Raw genomic sequence first — 22,159 nt, forward strand, 5'->3', positions numbered from 1 at the left:
TCCGACGCACGGTCAAAGAGCGGGCGAACATTTCCCGTTCGCCCGCTCTTTTGTCGTACTGGTCAGTAATCTCATCGCCCGTGACCAGTCGATACAGATCCTCCGAGAGCGCCGGCATCCCGTCAGAGCGCCCCAACTCGCTGTCGCCGCGCCGCCGTACGGTCGTCAAGGCCGCGGCGGCCACCGCTGTGCTGGCCGGCCCCGTCGTCGCCGCGCTGCCCGCCCGCGCGGCCGAGGCCCCGGCCTTCCTGCACGGCCTCGCCTCCGGCGACCCGCTGCCCGACGGCGTCCTGCTGTGGACCCGGGTGACGCCGACCGCCGAGGCGGTACCCGGGTCGGGGCTCGGCCCGGACACCGAGGTCAGCTGGGTCGTCGCCCGGGACAAGGCGCTGACGACCGTCGTCGCCCAGGGCTCCACCACCGCCACCGCCGCCTCCGACCACACCGTGAAGGCCGACATCCGCGGCCTCGAACCGGCCACCGACTACTACTTCCGCTTCTCCGCAGGCGGCACCGACTCCCCGGTGGCGCGCACCCGCACCGCGCCGGCGGCGGACGCGGCCGTCACGGGCCTGCGCTTCGGCGTGGTCTCCTGCGCCAACTGGGAGGCCGGCTACTTCTCCTCGTACCGCCATCTCGCGGCCCGCGGCGACCTGGACGCCTGGCTGCACCTCGGCGACTACATCTACGAGTACGGCACCGGCGAGTACGGCGCCCGGGGGACCGTCGTCCGGCAGACCTCGCCCGCGCACGAGATCCTGACGCTCGCCGACTACCGCACCCGGCACGGCAAGTACAAGACGGACCCGGATCTGCGGGCCCTGCACGCCAAGGCGCCGGTCATCGCGATCTGGGACGACCACGAGTTCGCCAACGACACCTGGTCGGGCGGCGCGGAGAACCACACCGAGGGCACCGAGGGCACCTGGTCGGCCCGTCAGGCGGCCGCCAAGCAGGCCTACTTCGAGTGGATGCCGGTCCGCCCGGCGATCGCCGGCACCACCTACCGGCGGCTGCGCTTCGGCAAGCTCGCCGACCTGTCCCTGCTCGATCTGCGCTCCTTCCGCTCGCAGCAGGTCGCGGTCGGCAACGGCTCGGTCGACGACCCGGACCGCACGATCACCGGCCGTGCTCAGCTCGACTGGCTGAAGGCCGGGCTGAAGGCGTCCGACACCACCTGGCGGCTGGTCGGCAACTCGGTGATGATCTCGCCGTTCGCCATCGGCTCCCTCTCCGCGGACCTGCTCAAGCCGCTCGCCAAGCTGCTCGGCCTGCCCCAGGACGGCCTGGGCCTCATCACCGACCAGTGGGACGGCTACACCGACGACCGCCGCGAACTCCTCGCCCATCTGCGGTCGAACGCGATCGGCAACACCGTCTTCCTGACCGGTGACATTCACATGGCGTGGGCCAACGACGTGCCGGTGGACGCCGGGACGTACCCGCTGTCGGCGTCGGCCGCCACGGAGTTCGTGGTCACCTCGGTGACCTCCGACAACCTCGACGACATCGTCAAGGTCCCCGAGGGCACCCTCACCGCGATCGCCGCGCCGATCATCAAGGCCGCCAACCGGCACGTCCACTTCGTCGACACCGACCGCCACGGCTACGGCGTCCTGGACATCACCGCCGACCGCGCGCAGATGGACTACTACGTCCTGTCCGACCGCACGAGCGCCACCGCGACCTCCTCCTGGTCCCGCTCGTACCGCACGCGCAGCGGTACGCAGAAGGTGGAGCGGACGTACGACCCGGTGTAAACGCCGGTTACAGCGTCTCGAGGAAGCCGAGCGCCACCCGCCAGGTGGCCTCGGCGGCCTCCCCGTCGTAGTCCGGCAGGTCGGGATCGGTGTAGAGGTGCCCGGCGCCCGCGTACCGGTAGATCTCCACGTCGGCGCCCGCGCGGCCCATCTGCAGGTACCAGGCGCTCAGCCAGTCGTCGGTCTCGAACGGATCCGGCTCCGCCACGTGCAGTTGCACCGGCAGCTCGTCCACCGACACGTTGGGCGCGAGGTCCGAGGTGCCGTGCAGGAGGAGCAGGCCGCGCGCCTTCTCGTCGCCGAGGGCGAGGGTCTGCGCGATCGACGCGCCCAGCGAGAACCCGGAGTACACCAGCCCTCTCTCCGAGTAGGGCGCGGCGGCCAGGACGGCTCTCTTCAGCAGCTCGTCCTTGCCGATCTCCTCCTTGTGGGCCATGCCCTCCTCGGCCGTCTCGAACGTACGCCCCTCGAAGAGGTCCGGCGTCCACACCTCGTGCCCGGCGGCACGCAGCCGGTCCGCCGCGGCGCGCACGGCGGGACGCAGTCCGTAGGTCGAGTGAAAGAGCATGATGTTCATGCGCCCAATGGTGCCAGCCTGCACTGACAACCCTGTGAGTGCGCCTCCTCACAGAAACCGCATGTTCAAGGTCGCTCCGACCCGGTTACGTTCGAAGGCATGGAGAACCTGCTCCGCCCCGTGATCGTGGTCGGCGGTTCGGTCGTACTGACAGTGCTCATCGGCTGGGCCACCGACCGTCTGCTGTGCAAGGCCGATGGACGGCACCCCGAGACCCCGCTGTGGGGTCTGCTGCGCCGTGGCCGGATTCCGTACCAGCTCGTGCTGTGCGCGGCGATGCTGAGAGGGTCGTACGACGAGGCGAAGCTGCTGGAGGCGCACCGGGTCGGCATCGGCCGGACCCTCACGCTCGTGCTGATCGGTTCGGCGGCCTGGCTGGTGATCCGCATCGCTGCGGCGATCGTCGAGACCTCGTACTCCCGCTACGCCCGTATGCACCGCGATCCGGCCCGGGTGCGGCGAGTGCGGACCCAGGTGTCGCTGATCATGCGGGTGGTGGCGGCCGTCGTCGGGGTGGTGGCGGTGGCGGCGATGCTGCTGACGTTCCCGGCGATGCGGGCGGCGGGCGCCTCGCTGCTGGCCTCGGCCGGCATCCTCGGCATCGTCGCCGGTGTGGCCGCCCAGTCGACGCTCAGCAACATGTTCGCCGGGCTGCAGATCGCCTTCGGCGACATGGTGCGCATCGGCGACACGGTCGTGGTGGACGGCGAGTGGGGCACGGTCGAGGAGATCACGCTGACCTTCCTGACGGTGCGGACCTGGGACGAGCGGCGGATCACCATGCCGGTGTCGTACTTCACCTCGAAGCCGTTCGAGAACTGGTCGCGCGGCACCCCGCAGATGACCGGCATCGTCTACTGGCATGTCGACCACACGGCGCCGGTGGACGCGATGCGCGAGAAGCTGCGCGACATCCTGCGCGAGTGCCCGGCCTGGGACGGCCGCGCCTGCGGCCTGGACGTCACGGACACCACCCCGAACACCATGCAGGTGCGGGCCCTGGTCACGGCGAAGGACGCCGACGACATCTGGACGGTACGGGTCACGGTCCGCGAGCAGATGGTCCGCTGGCTGGCCAAGGAGCATCCGTACGCGCTGCCGCGCGTCAACACGGCCGACGCGACCCCGCCGCCGGGCCGCCTCCCCGGCCAGGCCTCCTCCCCGGACGGGGCGGCGGTGCAGCGCCTGTGACTCCGGCTCGGCTCAGTTGCCCCGCTCGGCGCCGCCGTTGACCTGGACGACCTGCGAGGTGATGTGCGCGGCGCCCGGCGAGGCGAGGAAGTGCAGGGTGGCGGCCACGTCCCCGGGCGTCCCGGCCCGCCCGTCGAAGGTCTCGCCGACCAGCCGCTCGCGCCGGGCGGGATCGATCGCCTCCCCGAAGAACCCGGTGTCCTCGATGTACCCGGGCGCCACGACGTTCGCGGTGATCCCGCGCGGCCCCAACTCCCGCGCGAGATCGCGGGCGTACGGATGCAGCGCGGCCTTGGCACCGCCGTAGGCCCCGCTCCCGGACCCGCGGTAGGCGGCGATCGAGCTGATGAACAGCACCCTCCCGCCCGGGGAGGCGAGCCGGTACTTCAGCGCCTCGGTGAGGAGGGCGGCGGAGAGGGTGTTGATCCGGAAGTTCACAGTCCAGTCGTGCGCGACCCGGTCGAGCGGATCGTCGCTCTCGGCGGAGGGTTCCAGATGCCCTGCCCCGCCGGCGCCGTGGACGAGCACGTCGACGGTCCCGAACTCGGCCGCGACGAACCGGGCGATCCCGCGCACCACCTCGGGCTCGCTGAGATCACCGGCGTAGGTGAGCGCCCCGTCGACTCCGGCCTTCTCCAACACCTCCGCCCGCCGCCCGAGCAGCAGCACCCGATCCCCGTCCGCAGCGAAGGCCCGCGCCGTAGCGAGCCCAATTCCCGTGCCACCACCGCTGATTACAACATTACGAACCATAGGGCGAGCGTAACCAAGGGACAGCCGCCGACGGCGAAAGCCACGGAAGGCCGTCCCACCCTTCACGGAAACGGGCGGTGCGCGGGGTGGGAGATCACCGAAGGCTGCGGACGTCCAGATGCCGCAGCACCCGGTCCACGATCTCCGGATCCGCGCCCGGCTCACTGCGCGCCGCCACCACCTCGTGCCGTGCCGCGCTCAGCATCTCGCCCTGGATCCGCCGTACCCGCTTCAGCCGCCGGACCCGCTGCTCGTGCGCCTCCCGCCGCTCGTCCTCCCCTACGTCCGGGCTGATCCGCACCCCGATGTCGAAGGCCCGCCGCAGCATCTGCTCGGACAGCTCCTCCGGCAGATCCTCCTCCGCCTCGATCTCCCGCAGCCGCCGCTTCGCCGCCTTCGCCGCCCGCACCGCCAGTTCCTTCTCGAACTCCTTCTCGCGGTCGGTGTCGGACCGCACGTCCAGCCGCTTCACCAGCCACGGCAGCGTCAGACCCTGCAGGATCAGCGTCGCCATGATCACGCCGAACGCGATGAAGACGATCTCGTCCCGGTCGGGAAAGGGCGCCCCCTCGTCGGTCTGCAGCGGAACGGCCAGCGCCAACGCGACCGACGCCACCCCGCGCATCCCCGACCACCACATGACGACGGTCTCCCGCCAGCTCATCGGGATGTCCTCGTCGTGGTCCCGCCTGGCGTGCAGCCGCTTCGTCAGCCAGGTCGCCGGCATCAGCCACAGCAGCCGTACGCCCACCACCACGGCCACGATCACCGCCGCCCACCCGAGCATCTCCCCCCAGCGCCCGGACGCCGTGCGGATGGCGTTGTGCAGCTCCAGGCCGATCAGCCCGAAGGCGACGCCCGTGACGAGCGTGTCGATGATGTCCCAGAAGGTGTGACCGGCCAGCCGGGTCAGCACGTCGTCGGGGTCGGTGGCGTACTCGGCGAGGAACAGCGCCGTGGTCAGGACGGCCAGCACCCCCGAGCCGTGGAACTCCTCCGCCAGCACGTACGAGGCGTACGGCACCAGGAGCGTCAGCCCGATCTGCAACGTGGTGTCACCGAGGACGTCCAGCAGCCGGTTCGCGCCCCATCCGAGCGCGACGCCCACCGCCACCGCCACCACGGCGGACAGCACCAGGTCGAGGCCGGCCCGCCACGGCGAGAACGACCCGCTCACGGCGGCGGCGATCGCGACGTGGTACAGCACGATGGCCGTCACATCGTTGAACAGCCCCTCGCCCTCCAGGATGGACACCAGCCGACGCGGCAGCCCGAGCTGTCCGGCCACGGCGGTGGCGGCCACCGGGTCGGGCGGCGCGACCAGCGCCCCCAGCGCGACGGCCGCGGCGATCGGCAACCCCGGCACGATCGCGTGGGCCACGGCGGCCACGCACACCGTCGTGACGAAGACCAGCGCCACGGCGAGCAGCAGGATGGGCCGCACGTTCGCCGCGAACTGCCGCCACGAGGTGCGCCGTACCGCCGCGTACAGCAGAGGCGGCAGCAGCAGGGGCAGGATCAGGTCCGGCGGGATGTCCACATTGGGCACGGAGTCGAGCACCGCGAGGACGATCCCGAGCAAGGTCATGAGCACCGGCGCGGGCAGCCCGAACCGGTCCCCCACCGGGACGCTCACCACGGCCCCGACCAACAGGACGAACAACAGGGCCAACTGATCCACGGTCAGAGCTCCGGGTCTAGACGATCAAGTACATCCAGACCTCCAGCCTCGCACGGCCACCGTCCCTACAGACAACGCCGCATGGACCGGTGCGGAATGCCCGCCTCCATGTCCTCCGGCCCGTAGGCCTCGTACCCCAGCCGCTCGTAGAACCCGAGCGCCCGTGTCTGCGCGTGCAGGTCCACGGCCGTGAGCCCCCGTGCGTGTGCCGCCTCCTCGATGGCCCGTACGAGCGCGACGCCGACGCCGAGCCCGCGCGCCTCCCGCGTCACCGCGAGCCGCCCCAGCGAACCCACCGAGGGATCGCCGCCGGTCCGCGCGGCGGCCGCCTCGCCGTGCAGCAGCCGCCCGGTCCCGAGCGGTACGCCGTCCTCACGCACCGCCAGCACATGCACCGCGCCGGCGTCGTACGCGTCGTACTCCAGGTCCTCCGGTACGCCCTGCTCGCCGACGAAGACCTCCTTGCGCACCGCGAAGCACGCCTCCAGATCGGCGGGGTCCTCGGCCACACGGACCACGTACGCGCGCGTGCCGCTCATCCGTAGGTCTCCTCGCGGACCTGGTCGAGGGCCTTCTGCAGGTCGGCGGGGTAGTCGCTGGCGAACTCCGCCCACTGTCCGTCGCCGGGGTGCTCGAAGCCCAGCCGTACCGCGTGCAGCCACTGGCGGGTCAGCCGCAGTCGCTTGGCGAGCGTCGGGTCGGCTCCGTAGGTGAGGTCGCCGACGCAGGGGTGGCGGTGGGCCGCCATGTGGACGCGGATCTGGTGGGTGCGGCCGGTCTCCAGCTTCACGTCCAGCAGGGAAGCGGCGCGGAACGCCTCGATCAGGTCGTAGTGCGTCACGGACGGCTTGCCGTCGGCGGTGACCGCCCACTTGTAGTCGTGGTGCGGATGCCGGCCGATGGGCGCGTCGATGGTGCCGCTCGTCGGGTCCGGGTGGCCCTGGACGAGCGTGTGGTAGCGCTTGTCGACCGTGCGCTCCTTGAACTGGCGCTTGAGCGAGGTGTACGCGCGCTCCGACTTGGCGACCACCATCAGGCCCGACGTGCCGACGTCGAGGCGGTGCACGATGCCCTGGCGCTCGGCGGCACCGGAGGTGGAGATCCGGTAGCCGGCGGCGGCCAGGCCGCCGATGACGGTCGGGCCGCTCCAGCCGGGCGACGGGTGCGCGGCCACGCCCACCGGCTTGACGATCACGACCACGTCGTCGTCGTCGTACACGATCTCCATGCCCTCGACCGGCTCGGCGACGATCTGCACCGGCGCGGGCGCCTGCGGCATCTCGACCTCGAGCCAGGCGCCGCCGTGCACCCGCTCGGACTTGCCGACCACCGAGCCGTCGACCGAGACCTTCCCCGCCGCGGCGAGCTCCGCGGCCTTCGTACGGGAGAAACCGAACATACGGGAGATGGCGGCGTCGACGCGCTCGCCCTCCAGGCCGTCCGGCACGGGCAGGGTACGGATCTCGGGAATCGTGCTCACCCGTCGAGTATGCCGGACACCTCCGACAGCCCCGTCAACAAGGCCCTCGGTCCCTGTTGATCAGTCCTGTCGATCGCTCCCTGTGGATCAGTCCTTGTGGACGGTGCCGTCCGGGTCCAGCCCCTTGAAGGACAGCAGCACGATCAGGATGCCGCCGCACACGATCGCCGAGTCGGCGAGGTTGAAGACCGCGAAGTGCTTCGGCGCGATGAAGTCCACGACCGCGCCCTCGAAGACACCCGGCGAACGGAAGATCCGGTCGGTGAGGTTGCCCAGCGCACCGCCGAGCAGCAGGCCCAGCGCGACCGCCCAGGGCAGGCTGTAGAGCTTGCGGGCGAGACGGGCGATCACCACGATCACCGCCGCCGCGATCACCGTGAAGATGACCGTGAAGGCCTCGCCGAAGCCGAAGGCCGCGCCCGCGTTGCGGATGGCCTCGAACTTCAGCCAGTCCCCGACGATCTCGATCGGCGCGTGGTGCTCCAGCTTGGCGACCACGATCATCTTGCTGACCAGGTCGACGGCGTACGCGAAAGCGGCGACGGCGAAGAGCACGGCGATACGGCGCTTGCCCCTGGGCCGCGCCTCGGTGCTCTCCTGCCCGTCCGGGAGGTCCAGACCGGACGACTGCTCCGGCCCGGCTCCTGCCGCCTCTGGGGTATCCGGCGTACCGATGATGCGCTCCGCCTCTGCCACGTGAGTCCCTCAACCTAGGTACCTGACTGAGGACGAGGGTACGACACACCCCCGCACACGCACGCGATCAGTACCGGCGCTCCTGTTTCTGCTTGCACTCGACGCACAGCGTGGCCCTGGGGAAGGCCTGCATCCTGGCCTTGCCGATGGGTTCGCCGCAGTTCTCGCACAGGCCGTAGGTACCGGCGTCCAGCCGTTCCAGGGCGTGCTCGGTCTGGATCAGCATCTCGCGCGCGTTGGCGGCCAGCGCCAGTTCGTGCTCGCGCGTGATGTTCTTCGTGCCGGTGTCCGCCTGGTCGTCGCCGGCCCCGTCCCCGGAGTCCCGCATGAGGCCCACCAGGGCCGCCTCGGACGAGGCGAGCTCCGCCCGCAGCCGCTCCTGCTCGGACTGCAGCTCGGCGCGGGCCTCCTCGACCTCCTCCGGTGTCCATGGCTCCTCCCCGGGGCGGACCGCGAGGTCGCCCGGTTCCGCTGCGGCGAGGCGTGCCTTGGGAACGGCGGTCTGCGCCGCCGTGGCCGTGCCAGGAGTCTTCTTCGCAACCACTGTCGTGGCTCCCGTCTGCTCCGCGGCCGAGGCCGCGCCCACCTTCTTGGCCGTGCTCTTCTTTCCCGCACCCGCCGCAACCACGCCCTCGGCGTCGGCGGCCTTCCCGACGACAACGGCCTTTTGGGCCGCGGCCTTCTTGCCGACCGCCTTTCCGGCGGCTGTTCCGGGGGCGGCCGTCTTCTTGGCGGCTGTGCGGGGGGCGGCCGTCTTCTTGGCAGCCGTCTTCTTGGCAGCCGCCTTCTTCGCGGCCGCCGTCGGAGCGACCGTCTCCTCGACGGCGATCTCCTGCACCGCCGCCTTCTTGGCAGCGGTCTTCTTCCCCAAGGGTTTCCTGCCGCCCGCCCGCTCGGCCCCTGCCTTCTTGGCAGCAGCCTTCCCGGCGGTGCTCTTCTCAGCGGCGCTCTCCTTGGCGGCCCTCCTGGCGGTCGCTTCCTTCCCAGCCACCTTCTTGGCCACGGACTTCGTGGTCGCGGCCTCCTTGGTCGCGGACTTCTTGGTCGCGGCCTCCTTGGTGGCCCTCTTCCTGGCGGTCGCTTCCCTCCCAGCCACCTTCTTGGCCACGGACTTCGTGGTCGCGGCCTCCTTGGTGGCCGTTTCCTTGGCCACCGCCTTCTTGGTCACCGCCTTCTTGGCCGCAGACTCCTTGGTCGCGGCCTCCTCGGCCACCGCTTTCGTGGCCACCGCCTTCTTGGTCGCGGCTTCCTTGGCCACCGCCTTCTTGGTCACCGTTTTCCTGGTCGTCGCGGCGCCCCCGCCGACCGCCGCCCGCACGGTCTTCACCGCCGTGGCGGCACGCCCCGTGCCCTCTCCCCGCGTGCTCTTCTTCCCGCCGACGTCCTTGGCCGCACCGCCGGAGGCTCTCGTGGACCTGCCGGACGCCGACTGCTGTACGGCGGTCTTCTTCGCCACCATGGCCGCGGCCCCTTCACATATTGTGATCTTGCGCGCGAATCGTGCTGGGACGATAAATCGACTTGAGGCGCTCGGCAACGGGGCACACCGCCCGAATCGCCCGCCTCGCACACGCCACGCGGCCGGCCTGCCTGCGTTGTGCCCAGCTCCCCGCCGGGTAATCCGCCGAGCCGCCCGGCCCGGGAATCCGAACACGCGTACCCCGTCGAGAGGCCCGCCATTCGGGGTATCCCACCCTCCGTGGCGCCCCGCGGCCCGGGACACCGAAAAGCGGTCGGCCGCTGTCGGTGCGGAGCCGTACACTGGGCGGAGCGAAAAGCGTGGATGGGGACGAGTAGCGGCGTACGCAGCCCAGAGCGACCCGGGGACGGTGGAAGCCCGGGGGCGAGCGCGACGTGAAGATCACCCCGGAGCCGCCGGAAGAAGGCCCAAGGGCTGGTAGAACCGGCATCGCGACCCCAATGAGGGGGCTCACCGGAGCGTACGGCGCATCGGAGGGCCAAGGAGGGTGGTACCGCGGGAGCGCGCCGCACACGGCGTAGACAGGCACGATGGCTCTCGTCCCTCCGACGGAAGGCAGTACGTCCGCCGGAGGAAGATCGATGACGCAGTACCGTCAGGTGCCCGCCCAGGTCGACCTGCCCGCCCTCGAGCACGCGGTGCTCGACTTCTGGCGCGAGCAGAAGATCTTTGCCAAGAGCCTGGAGCAGTCCGAGGGCCGCCCCGAGTGGGTGTTCTACGAGGGCCCGCCCACCGCCAACGGCATGCCGGGCGCCCACCACATCGAGGCACGCGTCTTCAAAGACGTCTTCCCCCGATTCCGCACCATGCGCGGCTACCACGTGGCCCGCAAGGCCGGCTGGGACTGCCACGGCCTCCCGGTGGAGCTGGCGGTCGAGAAGGAACTCGGCTTCAGCGGCAAGCAGGACATCGAGACGTACGGCATCGCCGAGTTCAACGCCAAGTGCCGCGAGTCCGTGACCCGGCACACCGACGCCTTCACCGAGCTGACGACCCGCATGGGCTACTGGGTCGATCTGGACGACGCCTACCGGACCATGGACCCGGAGTACGTCGAGTCGGTCTGGTGGTCGCTCAAGGAGATCTTCAACAAGGGCCTGCTGGTCCAGGACCACCGTGTCGCCCCGTGGTGCCCCCGCTGCGGCACCGGCCTCTCCGACCACGAGCTGGCCCAGGGCTACGAGACGGTCGTCGACCCGTCCGTGTACGTCCGTTTCCCGCTCACCTCCGGTCCGCTCGCCGGCCAGGCCGCGCTCCTGGTGTGGACGACGACCCCGTGGACCCTGGTCTCCAACACGGCCGTGGCCGCGCACCCCGAGGTCACCTACGTCGTCGCCGCCAACGGCGAGGAGAAGCTCGTCGTCGCCGAGCCCCTCGTCGCCAAGGCACTCGGCGAGGGCTGGGAGACCACCGGCCAGAGCTTCACCGGCGCCGAAATGGAGCGCTGGACCTACCAACGTCCGTTCGAGCTGGTTGAGTTCCCGGAACCGGCCCACTACGTGGTCAACGCCGAGTACGTGACGACCGAGGACGGTACGGGTCTGGTCCACCAGTCCCCCGCCTTCGGTGAGGACGACCTCAGGGTCTGCCGCTCCTACGGCCTGCCGGTGGTGAACCCGGTCCGCCCGGACGGCACCTTCGAGGAGTCCGTCCCGATGGTCGGCGGCGTCTTCTTCAAGAAGGCGGACGAACAGCTCACCGAGGACCTCCAGCAGCGCGGCCTCCTCTTCAGGCACATCCCGTACGAGCACAGCTACCCGCACTGCTGGCGCTGCCACACCGCGCTCCTCTACTACGCGCAGCCGTCCTGGTACATCCGCACCACGGCCATCAAGGACCGCCTCCTCCAGGAGAACGAGAAGACGAACTGGTTCCCGGACACGGTCAAGCACGGCCGCTTCGGCGACTGGCTGAACAACAACATCGACTGGGCGCTCTCCCGCAGCCGCTACTGGGGCACCCCGCTGCCGATCTGGCGCTGCGAGGACGATCACCTCACGGTCGTCGGCTCGCGCGCGGAGCTCACCGAACGGACCGGCACCGACCAGTCCGAGCTGGACCCGCACCGCCCGTACATCGACGCGGTCACCTTCGCCTGCCCCCAGGGAGGCTGCGGAAAGACGGCCACGCGTGTGCCGGAGGTCATCGACGCCTGGTACGACTCGGGTTCGATGCCGTTCGCGCAGTGGGGCTATCCGTACAAGAACAAGGACCTGTTCGAATCCCGCTACCCGGCGCAGTTCATCTCCGAGGCCATCGACCAGACCCGCGGCTGGTTCTACACGCTGATGGCGGTCGGCACCCTGGTCTTCGACAAGTCGTCGTACGAGAACGTCGTCTGCCTGGGCCACATCCTCGCCGAGGACGGCCGCAAGATGTCCAAGCACCTGGGCAACACCCTGGAGCCGATCCCACTGATGGACCAGCACGGCGCGGACGCGGTGCGCTGGTTCATGGCGGCCGGCGGCTCCCCGTGGGCGGCCCGCAGGGTGGGCCACGGCACCATCCAGGAGGTCGTGCGCAAGACGCTCCTCACGTACTGGAACACGGTCGCCTTCCAGGCGCTGTACGCCCGTACCTCCGAGTGGGCGCCGAGCGAGGCCGACCCGGCCCCGGCCGACCGCCCGCTCCTGGACCGCTGGCTGCTCTCCGAGCTCCACGCGCTCACCGACCAGGTGACGCAGGCCCTGGAGGCCTACGACACCCAGCGCGCCGGCAAGCTGCTCTCGGCGTTCGTCGACGACCTGTCCAACTGGTACGTCCGCCGCTCCCGCCGCCGCTTCTGGCAGGGCGACAAGGCCGCGCTGCGCACCCTGCACGAGGTCGTGGAGACGGTCACCAAGCTGATGGCGCCACTGACCCCGTTCATCACCGAGCGGGTCTGGCAGGACCTGGTCGTGCCGGTCACCCCCGGCGCACCGGAGTCCGTCCATCTCTCCCCCTGGCCGGAGGCGGACCTCTCCGCGATCGACCCGGAGCTGTCGAAGCAGATGGTCCTGGTCCGCCGACTGGTGGAGCTGGGCCGTGCCACACGCGCGGAGTCGGGCGTGAAGACCCGCCAGCCGCTGAGCCGCGCCCTCATCGCGGCCACCGGCTTCGACGCGCTCTCCCCCGAGCTGCACACGCAGATCACGGAGGAACTGAACGTCGAGTCCCTCGCTTCCCTCTCCGAGGTCGGCGGGTCGCTGGTCGACACCACCGCCAAGGCCAACTTCCGCGCCCTGGGCAAGCGGTTCGGCAAGCGGGTCCAGGACGTGGCGAAGGCCGTGGCGAATGCCGACGCGGCCGCGCTCTCCCTCGCCCTGCGGGAGGGCACCGCGTCGGTGGAGGTCGACGGTGAGACGATCACCCTCGCCCCCGACGAGGTGATCATCACGGAGACCCCGCGCGAGGGCTGGTCGGTCGCCTCCGACTCCGGTGCGACGGTCGCCCTCGACCTGGAGATCACCGAGGAGCTGCGCCGCGCGGGCCTGGCCCGTGACGCGATCCGCCTGATCCAGGAGGCCCGCAAGAACAGCGGCCTCGACGTCGCCGACCGTATCGCGCTCCGCTGGACCGCGACCGACCCGGCCACCGTCGACGCCCTGACCGGCAACTCCGCCCTGATCGCCGACGAGGTGCTGTCGACCGACTTCGCCCAGGGCGACGGCGACGACACCTACGGCCGGCCGTTCACCGACGAGGGCCTCACCCTGACGTTCCGCCTGCGCAAGGCGTAACGGCGTACAGGAAGGGCCCGGTTCCCGAGGGAACCGGGCCCTTCGACATCTCAGGCAACTCCGTCAACATCGTCAACACGCGTGAAAAAGGGCGGGGCCCCGGATCGGAATCCGGGGCCCGCCCTTTGAACGCTGCCGACGCCTAAGGCGTACTACTGGCCGTCAGTTGTCGTCCTCGTCGATGAGGAAGCCACGCATCGGCGAGGGAGCCTGGCCCATCGGGGAGGGACCCTGCGGACGTACCGGCGCCATCGGCTGAGTCATGGCCGGGGACATCTGCTGCTGCCCGCCGTAGGACGGCGCGGCGGGGCCGGGCGCACCCATGCCACCGGGCGCACCGGAGCCGTAGGACGGGGCGCTCGCGCCGGCCGGAGCCATGGAAGGCGCCGGGGACGGCGGCAGGGAGGCTGCGGCCGGGGTGCGCGGCGGAGCGAGGGAGTCGTCGGCCTGGGTCTCCAGCTGACGCAGCTGCGACTCGAGGTACGACTTCAGGCGCGTACGGTACTCGCGCTCGAAGCCGCGCAGGTCCTCGACCTTGCGCTCCAGCGTCGCGCGGGCGGACTCCAGGGAGCCCATGGCGACACGGTGCTTCTCCTGCGCGTCCCGCTCCAGGGCGTCGGCCTTGGCACGGGCGTCACGCTCGAGACCCTCGGCGCGGCTGCGGGCCTCGCCGACGATCTTGTTCGCCTCGGAGCGGGCCTCGGCGATCGCCTGGTCGGCGGTCTGCTGGGCCAGCGAGAGGACACGGGCGGCGCTGTCGCCACCGGGGCCCTGACCGGGGCCGCCCATCGGACCGCCCATGGGGCCGCCCATCGGGCCACCCATCTGCTGCTGCATGGGGGGCTGACCGCCCATCGGGCCACCCATGGGGCCCTGGCCCATCGGACCCTGACCCATCGGGCCGGGACCCTGCGGACCACCCTGACCGCCGGGGCCGGCGGGCAGCTGCGGGGCACCGCTCGGCAGCTGGGGCGGACCACCCATGGGGCCACCCATCTGCTGCTGCGGCGGGCCCGATATGCCGGCGGGCACCGGGGCGCCGGGACCTCGCATGCCCTGCTGCGGCATCCCCTGCTGGGGCATGCCGCCCTGCTGCATACCGCCCTGCTGCATGCCGCCTTGCTGCATGCCACCCGGCATGCCGCCCTGCTGCATACCGCCCTGCTGCATGCCACCCTGCTGAGGCATACCGCCCTGCTGGTCCTGCGGCTCCGGCGGCTTGCGCATGTTCTGCTGATTCTGGGCAGCAGCACGCGTGGCCGCGGCCAGTTTGGCCCGCAGGTCCTCGTTCTCGCGTAGCAGGCGGGTCAGTTCGGCTTCGACCTCATCGAGGAAGGCATCGACCTCGTCCTCGTCATAGCCTTCTCGGAGGCGGACGGTCGTGAACTGCTTGTTCCGCACGTCCTCGGGGGTCAACGGCATCTCTTCACCTCAACGTAGTCGTCGGCATCGGCAAGACGGTAGTTCACATCGCTCACAGCCCACTCACGATCGTGATCAGGATGTAGACGATGATCATCAGTACGAAGAAGGACAGGTCGAGCGCCACGCCCCCGAGACGCAGCGGCGGGATGACCCGCCGCAGAAGCTTGAGCGGTGGATCGGTGACAGTGTAGGTGGCCTCCAGAACGACCACCATCGCCTTGCCGGGCTGCCATGAGCGGGCGAACTGAAAGACGTAGTCCATGACCAACCGGAAGATGAGCACGATGAGGAACACCATCAAGGCGATGTAGACGACATCCAGGACCACGCCCATGTTCGGTGCTTCCCTCTCCCCTGTTTCCGTGCCGTTCGGTACTGCTCTGTACTGCTTTTCCGGTCATACGTCTCAGCTCTGGTTGAAGAACCCGCCCTCTGCGATGCGGGCCTTGTCCTCCGCCGTGACATCGACGTTAGCAGGAGACAACAGGAACACCTTCTGGGTCACCCGCTCGATGCTGCCGTGAAGACCAAACACCAAACCGGCCGCAAAGTCGACAAGTCGCTTCGCGTCCGTGTCATCCATCTCAGTCAGATTCATGATCACCGGGGTGCCTTCACGGAAGTGTTCCCCGATGGTACGGGCCTCGTTGTAGGTCCGGGGGTGGAGTGTGGTGATCCGGTACGGCTCTCGTTCCGACACGACCTTGGGCATGATCACCGGTGCGTTCTTCTCCAGGGACTGACGTTCTTGTGTGATGGATGCCACGGGCGCGATGCGCGCCGGGCGCCCGGATTCCGCGACCGCCGCGGAGGACCGGGCCACCGGCTCACGCGGCGCGGGCGGCTGCACGATTCGCACCTCTTCATCCCTTTGGGACTGGTGTGCTCCGTGTGACTGGTGGGACGGCTCGTGTCGCCGGTGATCCCGTTCGGGTTCCGGGTCGAGCTCGGGTTCGAAGTCGTCATCGGGGTCGAATCCCCGGCCGTCGTACCCATCGTCCTCCACGAGGCCGAGGTAGACCGCCATCTTGCGCATCGCGCCGGCCATGCTCTGAGTCCTCCGCTCTGTGGTGGATCGGCTTTCGACTGCCAAGTCCCGCGATCCACGTGGCCCTTGTGCCCGCCTTTCGACGGAAATGACCATATTTTCTGCTGTGGTCCGACTTCCTGGCGACGTTACCCGAGCCTGGGGCGGACTCCGAGTACCGCAGTGCCGACGCGCACATGTGTCGCCCCGGCCGCCACGGCCTCCTCGAGGTCCGCACTCATCCCTGCAGAGACCATGTTCGCAGCCGGATGGGCTCGGCGCAGGTCAGTCGACAAATCCATCAACCGCTCGAAGGCGGCTCGTTGGCGTCCCGCGTATTCCCCGGTCAGGGGTGCGACGGTCATCAGTCCGGCCAGCCGCAGCCCCGGCGAGCCGGCGACGAGGTCGGCCAACTCCCCGACTCCGCCCGGTGCCACGCCACCCCGGTCCCCCCGCGCGCTCTCACCCGCGTCAAGGGCGACCTGGATCAGACATCCGACCTCGCGGTCCGCCCGCACCGCCTCCTTCGACAGCGCGGTCACCAACCGGGACCGGTCGACGGACTGCACGAAGTCCGCGTACCCGACCACGGATCGCACCTTGTTGGTCTGCAACTGGCCGACGAAGTGCCAGGAAAGAGACAGGTCCGAGCAAGTCGCGGCCTTGGGCGCGGCGTCCTGGTCCTTGTTCTCGGCGACATGGCGCACTCCGAGCTCCGCCAGCATCCGCACATCGCTCGCGGGGTAGGTCTTGGTGACCACGATCAGGGTCACGTCCTCCCGTCCCCGTCCGGCGGCCGCGCACGCGCGGGCGATGCGCTCCTCCACCTTCGCCAGATTTCCGGCTAGTTCGTCCTTGCGGTCCGCCATGCCCATCAGTCCAGCCAGACATATCCCGCGAGTCGCCCCGTGGCGCGGTCGCGGCGGTACGAGAAGTGATCCTCCGACTCCCGGGTGCACACCGGCGACTGCTCCCGGTCGCGCACCCCGAGCCGGTCGAGCTGGGCGTGCACCCCGGCGGTCACGTCGACCGCGGGCGTGCCCCAGTTCGTCTCGGCGTGCGCCGCCGGCTCGACGGCGGCGACCTCGGCCCGCATCGCCTCCGGCACCTCGTAGCACCGCCCGCAGACGGCGGGTCCGGTGCGGGCGACGATCCGGGACGGCTCGGCACCGAGCTCCACCATGGCCCGTACGGCGGCGGGGACGACCCCGGCGACCATGCCGGGCCGGCCGGCGTGCGCCGCGGCGGCGACCCCGGCGACCGGGTCGGCGAGCAGGACGGGGGCGCAGTCGGCGGTGAGGACGGCGAGGGCGAGCCCGCGCCGCACGGTGACGATCGCGTCGACCCGCGGCACCGGCTCGTCCCCCCAGGGCCCGTCGACGACGGCCACGTCGGCGCCGTGCACCTGGTTCATCCAGACCACGTCTCCAGGATCCAGCCCCAGCGACTTGGCGGCCAGCTCCCGGTTGGTGCGCACGGCCGCGGGGTCGTCGCCGACCGCGCCGCCGAGGTTGAGCTCCTCATACGGAGCGGCGCTCACCCCGCCCCACCGGTCGGTGAAGGCGAAGTGCGCGCCGCTCGCGTCTCCGCGCAGACCTATCACTTCAGGAAGTCCGGCACGTCCAGCTCCTCGGCCGCGCTGTCCGAGTAGGTCCGCGACGGCGGCACCGGAGGGGAGACCGGGAGGTCGGCCACCGGCTCGGGCGCCGGCTCCGGCTCCTCCTTCGGCGTGACGCTGCCGAGCGAGCCGAAGGACGGGCGGCTCTCCGGCTGCCGTACCGGAGTGGGCTCCTCACGGCGGGTGGAGGCCGAGGACGAGCCGAGGACGTTGTCCCGGCGGGCCGGGGGCTGTCCGCCGTCGAAGCCGGCCGCGATGACCGTGACCCGGACCTCGTCGCCGAGCGCGTCGTCGATGACCGCGCCGAAGATGATGTTGGCCTCGGGGTGGGCGGCCTCGCTGACCAGCTGAGCGGCCTCGTTGATCTCGAACAGGCCGAGGTCGGAGCCGCCGGAGATGGAGAGCAGGACGCCCCGGGCGCCGTCGATGGAGGCCTCCAGGAGCGGCGAGGAGATCGCCATCTCGGCGGCGGCCACCGCGCGGTCGTCGCCGCGGGCCGAGCCGATGCCCATGAGGGCCGAACCGGCCTCGGACATGACCGACTTGACGTCGGCGAAGTCGAGGTTGATCAGACCGGGGGTGGTGATCAGGTCGGTGATGCCCTGGACACCGGAGAGCAGGACCTGGTCGGCCGACTTGAAGGCGTCCAGGACCGAGACCTGGCGGTCCGAGATGGACAGCAGTCGGTCGTTGGGGATGACGATGAGGGTGTCGACCTCTTCGCGGAGTTCGGCGATGCCGTCCTCGGCCTGGTTGGCCCGGCGCCGCCCCTCGAAGGTGAACGGTCGGGTGACCACGCCGATGGTGAGGGCGCCCAGGGAGCGGGCGATGTTGGCCACGACGGGCGCGCCGCCGGTGCCGGTGCCGCCGCCTTCACCGGCCGTCACGAAGACCATGTCGGCCCCCTTGAGGACCTCCTCGATCTCCTCGCGGTGGTCCTCGGCCGCCTTGCGGCCGACGGCCGGGTTGGCGCCGGCGCCGAGTCCGCGGGTGAGTTCGCGGCCGACGTCTAGCTTGACGTCGGCGTCGCTCATCAACAGCGCCTGAGCGTCGGTGTTGATGGCGATGAACTCGACGCCCTTGAGACCGACCTCGATCATCCGGTTGATGGCATTGACACCACCGCCGCCGACACCGATGACTTTGATGACTGCGAGGTAGTTCTGCGGTGCTGCCACGTCGAAGGCCTCTCGCCTCGAGTTACGTGTCGCCGCCTCGCAGGTGGTGCGATCCGACGACTGATGCCGAATGGGACGGTCCGTTTCGCCGACCCGAACCCTAACGCTGAAGTTTAGGGTTACCAGTGTGTCTGTTCCTTGGAGTCTTCTGAACAGGACACTAAGTCGACAAGTGGCGCCCGTTCAACGAACACGCCGAACCTCCCGTTTTTCTTTTCACCCTATGTGATCAGCCGTGTCGCTGCCCAACCAGGGTGCTGGCCTGCGCGGATGTGCGTCAACTCCCCGCTGACGCGGGGGCCGTGGGAGCGCTGACATCGAAGTGCCGCGCGGCCGGGGAGGCTTTCATGAGAGCGGTGAGCGTACGGGCCTTCAAGGCGCCCTTCTCGGCGCTTCCCCAGGCGACCGTGCGGCCGTCGGTCAACTCCAGGGAGATGTCGTCGTAGGAACGGACCTTGAGGGCGCGGGTCCGCCTCGCGACCGCGGCCGGAATGTCACCCGCGGCCTTCACCGCCTCGCGCACGAGCCGGTCCTCGCCGAAGCGGCGCAGGCTCGCGGCACCCGACCCGCCTGAATCCGGCGCGGAAGCGGCCATTTCGAGGAGCGGTACGTTCTTCAGCGCTTCGGAAATCGTGGCGAAACGGACGCCTTCCTCGTCCACTTCCACGAAGTTCGACCCTTTTCGGACGAGGAGAACGGGCTGCCGTTCAGTCACTTTCAGGCCGATTCCATGGGGCCAGGAACGAACCACGTCAACCTCGTCGATTCGGGGCAGGTTCACGCGCAGGCGTGTCTCGATCGCCCCGGTGTCGACGGAAATCAGCGGCGATCCGACCGGTACGGCGGCGGCCTCGCGCACCTGGTCGGGCGTCAGAACGTCCGTGCCGGACACCGAGACCCGCTCGACCCTCGTCCACGGGGACCCGTACAACACCCAGACGACGCCCGCGCCGAGGACGACAACGGCGAGTACAAGGATGATGATCATACGGAGCCGGCGCGGACCCAACCTCCGGACGAGGGGCGGGCCGGACGACTCCTCCTGGCGTGCACCGCGCTCGGCGGTGGTGGATCCGGCCACGCTCCCTGCCTTCCTCGAACGTCAGCGAGGCGCGCGGCTTGCCGCGATCGCCTCGTACACCATGCCGACGAGCAGGTCGTCGGCGTCCCGGCGGCCGAACTCCCCGGCGGCGCGGGACATCTCGTACAGCCGGTGCGGGTCGGCGAGCACCGGCAGGACGTTCTCCCGGACCCACTCGGGGGTGAGTTCCGCGTCGTCGACGAGGAGTCCGCCGCCGGCCTTGACCACCGGCTGGGCGTTCAGCCGCTGTTCGCCGTTGCCGATGGGCAGCGGGACGTAGGCGGCCGGCAGGCCGACGGCGGAGAGCTCGGCGACGGTCATCGCGCCCGCGCGGCAGAGCATCATGTCGGCGGCGGCGTACGCGAGGTCCATCCGGTCCACGTACGGTACCGGGATGTAGGGGGGCATTCCCGGCATCTGCTGGACGTGCGGCAGTTCGTTCTTCGGGCCGACCGCGTGCAGGATCTGGATGCCGGCCTGCTGCAGCCAGGGCGCGACCTGCTGGACGACCTCGTTGAGGCGGCGGGCGCCCTGCGAGCCGCCGGAGACCAGCAGCGTCGGCAGGTTGGGGTCGAGGCCGAACATGTGCCGGGCCTCGGGGCGGGCCGCGGCGCGGTCCAGGGTGGCGATGGAGCGGCGCAGCGGGATGCCGATGTAGCGGGCGTCCCGCAGCTTGCTGTCGGGCGTGGAGACGGCGACCCGGGCGGCGTACCGGGAGCCGATCTTGTTGGCCAGGCCGGGGCGGGCGTTGGCCTCGTGGACCACGATCGGCACCCCGAGACGCTTGGCGGCGAGGTAGCCGGGCAGCGCCACATAGCCGCCGAAGCCGACGACGGCGTCGGCCTTCGTGCGCTCCAGGATCTGCTCGGCGGCCTTGATCGTGCCGCGCAGCCGGCCCGGGACGGTGATCAGTTCGGGGGTGGGCTTGCGCGGCAGCGGTACGGCCGGGATCAGCGCGAGCTCGTAGCCCCGCTGCGGAACGAGCGTGGTCTCCAGACCGCGCTCGGTGCCCAGAGCCGTGATCCCCACGGTGGGGTCCTGCCTGCGCAGGGCATCCGCGAGGGCGAGCGCCGGCTCGATGTGGCCGGCGGTCCCCCCACCAGCGAGTACGACATGCACCGAAATTCACCGCTCTCCGGACGAACGCGCCGCCGAGGCACGCCGTCGCATCGTGTTCCATCTCCGGGGTTCCCGTTTCAGCGCGGAACCCCCAGCCCCCCGCTTTCTACCAAAGCGGGGTTGCCGCATCGCAAGCGCCGCCCGCGCGGCGGGATCGTCGCGTGCGAAGGCGATCAGCAGCCCGATCGCGAACATGGTCGGCAGCAGGGCGGACCCTCCGTAGGAGAACAGCGGGAGGGGGACACCGGCGATCGGCAGCAGACCGAGCACCGCACCGATGTTGATCACCGCTTGCGCGGTGATCCAGGTGGTCACGCCTCCCGCGGCATACCTCACGAAGGGGTCCTCCGTGCGTCCGGCCACGCGGATACCCGCATAGCCTAGAGCCGCGAAGAGGGCGAGGACCGACAGCGTCCCCGCGAGACCCAGTTCCTCACCTGTGACGGCGAAGATGAAGTCGGTGTGGGCTTCGGGGAGTTGACCCCATTTCTCCACACTTGCCCCGAGTCCGGAACCGAAGATCCCGCCGGAGGCCAGAGCGTAGATCCCGTGGACGGCCTGCCAGCAGTCGGCGGCCCCGGACCTGGGCTCGGTGGCACCGATGCAGGCCAGCCGGGCCATCCGGTTCGGGCTGGTCTTGATCAGGAGGATCCCGATGGCGGCGGCGATCGACAGCACGCCGACGAACAGCCGGGTGGGCGCCCCCGCCAGCCACAGCAGCCCGAACAGGATCGCCGTGAGGATGATCGCCGTGCCCATGTCGCCGCCGAGCATGATCAGCCCGAGCAGCATGAAGGCCACCGGTACGAGGGGGACCAGCATGTGCTTCCACTGCGCGAGCAGCTTCTTGTCCTGTTTGCGGGCGAGCAGGTCGGCGCCCCACAGCACCAGGGCGAGCTTGCCGAACTCGCTGGGCTGGATCTGGAAGGAGCCGCCGAGCGAGATCCAGTTCTGGTTGCCGTTGACGGCCATTCCTATCCCGGGCACCTGCACCAGGGCCATCATGAAGACGGCTCCGGCGAGGATCGGGTAGGCCAGCGCCCGGTGCAGCTTGACCGGCATCCGGGAGGCGACCAGCAGCAGCACGGCTCCGATGGAGGCGGCCAGGAACTGCTTGCGGAAGAAGAACGATCCCGGCAGGGACATCTGCAGCGCGGTGATCTGCGAGGCGGAGTACACCATCACCAGCCCGAGCACGGTGATCAGCAGACTGCCGCCGAGGATCACGTAGTACGCGGTCAGCGGCCGGTCCCAGGCTTTACGCGCACGCGTGTAGAGCCGTAGAACCGGGTTGTCACGGGCCGGCCGCGGGGCGGGGGGCCTACGGACGGCCCGCTGAACGGGCGGCCGCCCGGTACGACTACCAGGCACGTG

The 22,159-nt window shown here is 70.3% G+C and carries 19 protein-coding genes; 3 read left to right on the forward strand and 16 right to left on the reverse strand.

Annotated elements, in window-relative coordinates; genetic code table 11:
* Positions 1 to 80 precede the first annotated feature (80 nt).
* Positions 81 to 1,760, forward strand: coding sequence for an alkaline phosphatase D family protein (locus ACIBVL_RS01705; protein WP_399090062.1), 1,680 nt, complete (start codon positions 81 to 83; stop codon positions 1,758 to 1,760).
* Positions 1,761 to 1,767: 7 nt separating this feature from the next.
* Here the strand turns inward: ACIBVL_RS01705 and ACIBVL_RS01710 are convergent, their stop codons facing one another.
* Complete coding sequence (locus tag ACIBVL_RS01710) at positions 1,768 to 2,337, reverse strand: dienelactone hydrolase family protein (protein ID WP_399090065.1); 570 nt, start codon at positions 2,335 to 2,337, stop codon at positions 1,768 to 1,770.
* 99 nt (positions 2,338 to 2,436) lie between these two features.
* Between ACIBVL_RS01710 and ACIBVL_RS01715 the strand changes: the two genes are divergently transcribed.
* Complete coding sequence (locus ACIBVL_RS01715; RefSeq protein WP_399090067.1) at positions 2,437 to 3,528, forward strand: mechanosensitive ion channel family protein; 1,092 nt, start codon at positions 2,437 to 2,439, stop codon at positions 3,526 to 3,528.
* A gap of 12 nt (positions 3,529 to 3,540) precedes the next feature.
* Here the strand turns inward: ACIBVL_RS01715 and ACIBVL_RS01720 are convergent, their stop codons facing one another.
* The 6 genes from ACIBVL_RS01720 to ACIBVL_RS01745 all read right to left on the reverse strand — a co-directional run bounded on the left by ACIBVL_RS01720 (position 3,541) and on the right by ACIBVL_RS01745 (position 9,597).
* Positions 3,541 to 4,281, reverse strand: a complete 741-nt coding sequence (locus tag ACIBVL_RS01720) for an SDR family NAD(P)-dependent oxidoreductase (protein ID WP_399090070.1) — start codon at positions 4,279 to 4,281, stop codon at positions 3,541 to 3,543.
* A 94-nt stretch (positions 4,282 to 4,375) separates the two neighbouring features.
* Complete coding sequence (locus tag ACIBVL_RS01725) at positions 4,376 to 5,962, reverse strand: Na+/H+ antiporter (RefSeq protein WP_399090074.1); 1,587 nt, start codon at positions 5,960 to 5,962, stop codon at positions 4,376 to 4,378.
* A 65-nt stretch (positions 5,963 to 6,027) separates the two neighbouring features.
* A complete protein-coding gene (locus ACIBVL_RS01730; RefSeq protein ID WP_399090077.1) occupies positions 6,028 to 6,501 on the reverse strand; it encodes a GNAT family N-acetyltransferase in 474 nt (157 codons plus the stop codon).
* Complete coding sequence (locus ACIBVL_RS01735; protein WP_399090080.1) at positions 6,498 to 7,442, reverse strand: RluA family pseudouridine synthase; 945 nt, start codon at positions 7,440 to 7,442, stop codon at positions 6,498 to 6,500. The genes ACIBVL_RS01730 and ACIBVL_RS01735 overlap by 4 nt, the downstream gene beginning before the upstream one ends.
* 87 nt (positions 7,443 to 7,529) lie before the next feature.
* Positions 7,530 to 8,138 (reverse strand): signal peptidase II, encoded by a 609-nt coding sequence (gene lspA / locus ACIBVL_RS01740; protein ID WP_399090083.1) that lies wholly within the window; start codon positions 8,136 to 8,138, stop codon positions 7,530 to 7,532.
* A 67-nt stretch (positions 8,139 to 8,205) separates the two neighbouring features.
* Positions 8,206 to 9,597 (reverse strand): TraR/DksA C4-type zinc finger protein, encoded by a 1,392-nt coding sequence (locus tag ACIBVL_RS01745; RefSeq protein ID WP_399090086.1) that lies wholly within the window; start codon positions 9,595 to 9,597, stop codon positions 8,206 to 8,208.
* Between the two features lie 602 nt (positions 9,598 to 10,199).
* Here ACIBVL_RS01745 and ileS point away from each other — a divergent pair.
* Complete coding sequence (gene ileS, locus ACIBVL_RS01750) at positions 10,200 to 13,337, forward strand: isoleucine--tRNA ligase (RefSeq protein ID WP_399090089.1); 3,138 nt, start codon at positions 10,200 to 10,202, stop codon at positions 13,335 to 13,337.
* Positions 13,338 to 13,499: 162 nt separating this feature from the next.
* Here the strand turns inward: ileS and ACIBVL_RS01755 are convergent, their stop codons facing one another.
* The 9 genes from ACIBVL_RS01755 to ftsW all read right to left on the reverse strand — a co-directional run bounded on the left by ACIBVL_RS01755 (position 13,500) and on the right by ftsW (position 22,156).
* A complete protein-coding gene (locus ACIBVL_RS01755) occupies positions 13,500 to 14,759 on the reverse strand; it encodes a DivIVA domain-containing protein (protein ID WP_399090092.1) in 1,260 nt (419 codons plus the stop codon).
* A 52-nt stretch (positions 14,760 to 14,811) separates the two neighbouring features.
* Positions 14,812 to 15,096, reverse strand: coding sequence for a YggT family protein (locus tag ACIBVL_RS01760; protein ID WP_399090095.1), 285 nt, complete (start codon positions 15,094 to 15,096; stop codon positions 14,812 to 14,814).
* Between the two features lie 72 nt (positions 15,097 to 15,168).
* Positions 15,169 to 15,810 (reverse strand): cell division protein SepF, encoded by a 642-nt coding sequence (locus ACIBVL_RS01765; protein ID WP_399090098.1) that lies wholly within the window; start codon positions 15,808 to 15,810, stop codon positions 15,169 to 15,171.
* A 128-nt stretch (positions 15,811 to 15,938) separates the two neighbouring features.
* Entirely contained in the window at positions 15,939 to 16,658 is a 720-nt protein-coding gene (locus ACIBVL_RS01770) for a YggS family pyridoxal phosphate-dependent enzyme (protein ID WP_399090101.1), read from the reverse strand.
* A gap of 5 nt (positions 16,659 to 16,663) precedes the next feature.
* Positions 16,664 to 17,392, reverse strand: a complete 729-nt coding sequence (gene pgeF, locus ACIBVL_RS01775) for a peptidoglycan editing factor PgeF (RefSeq protein ID WP_399090104.1) — start codon at positions 17,390 to 17,392, stop codon at positions 16,664 to 16,666.
* Positions 17,389 to 18,585 (reverse strand): cell division protein FtsZ, encoded by a 1,197-nt coding sequence (gene ftsZ, locus ACIBVL_RS01780; protein WP_399090107.1) that lies wholly within the window; start codon positions 18,583 to 18,585, stop codon positions 17,389 to 17,391. The genes pgeF and ftsZ overlap by 4 nt, the downstream gene beginning before the upstream one ends.
* Before the next feature lie 277 nt (positions 18,586 to 18,862).
* Positions 18,863 to 19,666, reverse strand: a complete 804-nt coding sequence (locus ACIBVL_RS01785; protein ID WP_399090110.1) for a cell division protein FtsQ/DivIB — start codon at positions 19,664 to 19,666, stop codon at positions 18,863 to 18,865.
* Positions 19,667 to 19,687: 21 nt separating this feature from the next.
* A complete protein-coding gene (murG, locus tag ACIBVL_RS01790; RefSeq protein ID WP_399090113.1) occupies positions 19,688 to 20,785 on the reverse strand; it encodes an undecaprenyldiphospho-muramoylpentapeptide beta-N-acetylglucosaminyltransferase in 1,098 nt (365 codons plus the stop codon).
* Positions 20,786 to 20,791: 6 nt separating this feature from the next.
* Positions 20,792 to 22,156 (reverse strand): putative lipid II flippase FtsW, encoded by a 1,365-nt coding sequence (ftsW, locus tag ACIBVL_RS01795; RefSeq protein WP_399090116.1) that lies wholly within the window; start codon positions 22,154 to 22,156, stop codon positions 20,792 to 20,794.
* Positions 22,157 to 22,159: the final 3 nt, after the last annotated feature.

Source organism: Streptomyces sp. NPDC049687, from assembly GCF_044465285.1.
Lineage (GTDB): Bacteria > Actinomycetota > Actinomycetes > Streptomycetales > Streptomycetaceae > Streptomyces.

What these genes read in the sequence shown, in the direction of transcription:
- ACIBVL_RS01720 (WP_399090070.1), bottom strand. Translation starts at nt 4,281, where the DNA reads ATGGTTCGTAATGTTGTAATCAGCGGTGGTGGCACGGGAATTGGGCTC.
- ACIBVL_RS01745 (WP_399090086.1), bottom strand. Translation starts at nt 9,597, where the DNA reads ATGGTGGCGAAGAAGACCGCCGTACAGCAGTCGGCGTCCGGCAGGTCC.
- ACIBVL_RS01755 (WP_399090092.1), bottom strand. Translation starts at nt 14,759, where the DNA reads ATGCCGTTGACCCCCGAGGACGTGCGGAACAAGCAGTTCACGACCGTC.
- ACIBVL_RS01760 (WP_399090095.1), bottom strand. Translation starts at nt 15,096, where the DNA reads ATGGGCGTGGTCCTGGATGTCGTCTACATCGCCTTGATGGTGTTCCTC.
- ACIBVL_RS01770 (WP_399090101.1), bottom strand. Translation starts at nt 16,658, where the DNA reads ATGGCGGACCGCAAGGACGAACTAGCCGGAAATCTGGCGAAGGTGGAG.
- ileS (WP_399090089.1), top strand. Translation starts at nt 10,200, where the DNA reads ATGACGCAGTACCGTCAGGTGCCCGCCCAGGTCGACCTGCCCGCCCTC.
- ACIBVL_RS01710 (WP_399090065.1), bottom strand. Translation starts at nt 2,337, where the DNA reads ATGAACATCATGCTCTTTCACTCGACCTACGGACTGCGTCCCGCCGTG.
- ACIBVL_RS01730 (WP_399090077.1), bottom strand. Translation starts at nt 6,501, where the DNA reads ATGAGCGGCACGCGCGCGTACGTGGTCCGTGTGGCCGAGGACCCCGCC.
- ACIBVL_RS01715 (WP_399090067.1), top strand. Translation starts at nt 2,437, where the DNA reads ATGGAGAACCTGCTCCGCCCCGTGATCGTGGTCGGCGGTTCGGTCGTA.
- ACIBVL_RS01765 (WP_399090098.1), bottom strand. Translation starts at nt 15,810, where the DNA reads ATGGCCGGCGCGATGCGCAAGATGGCGGTCTACCTCGGCCTCGTGGAG.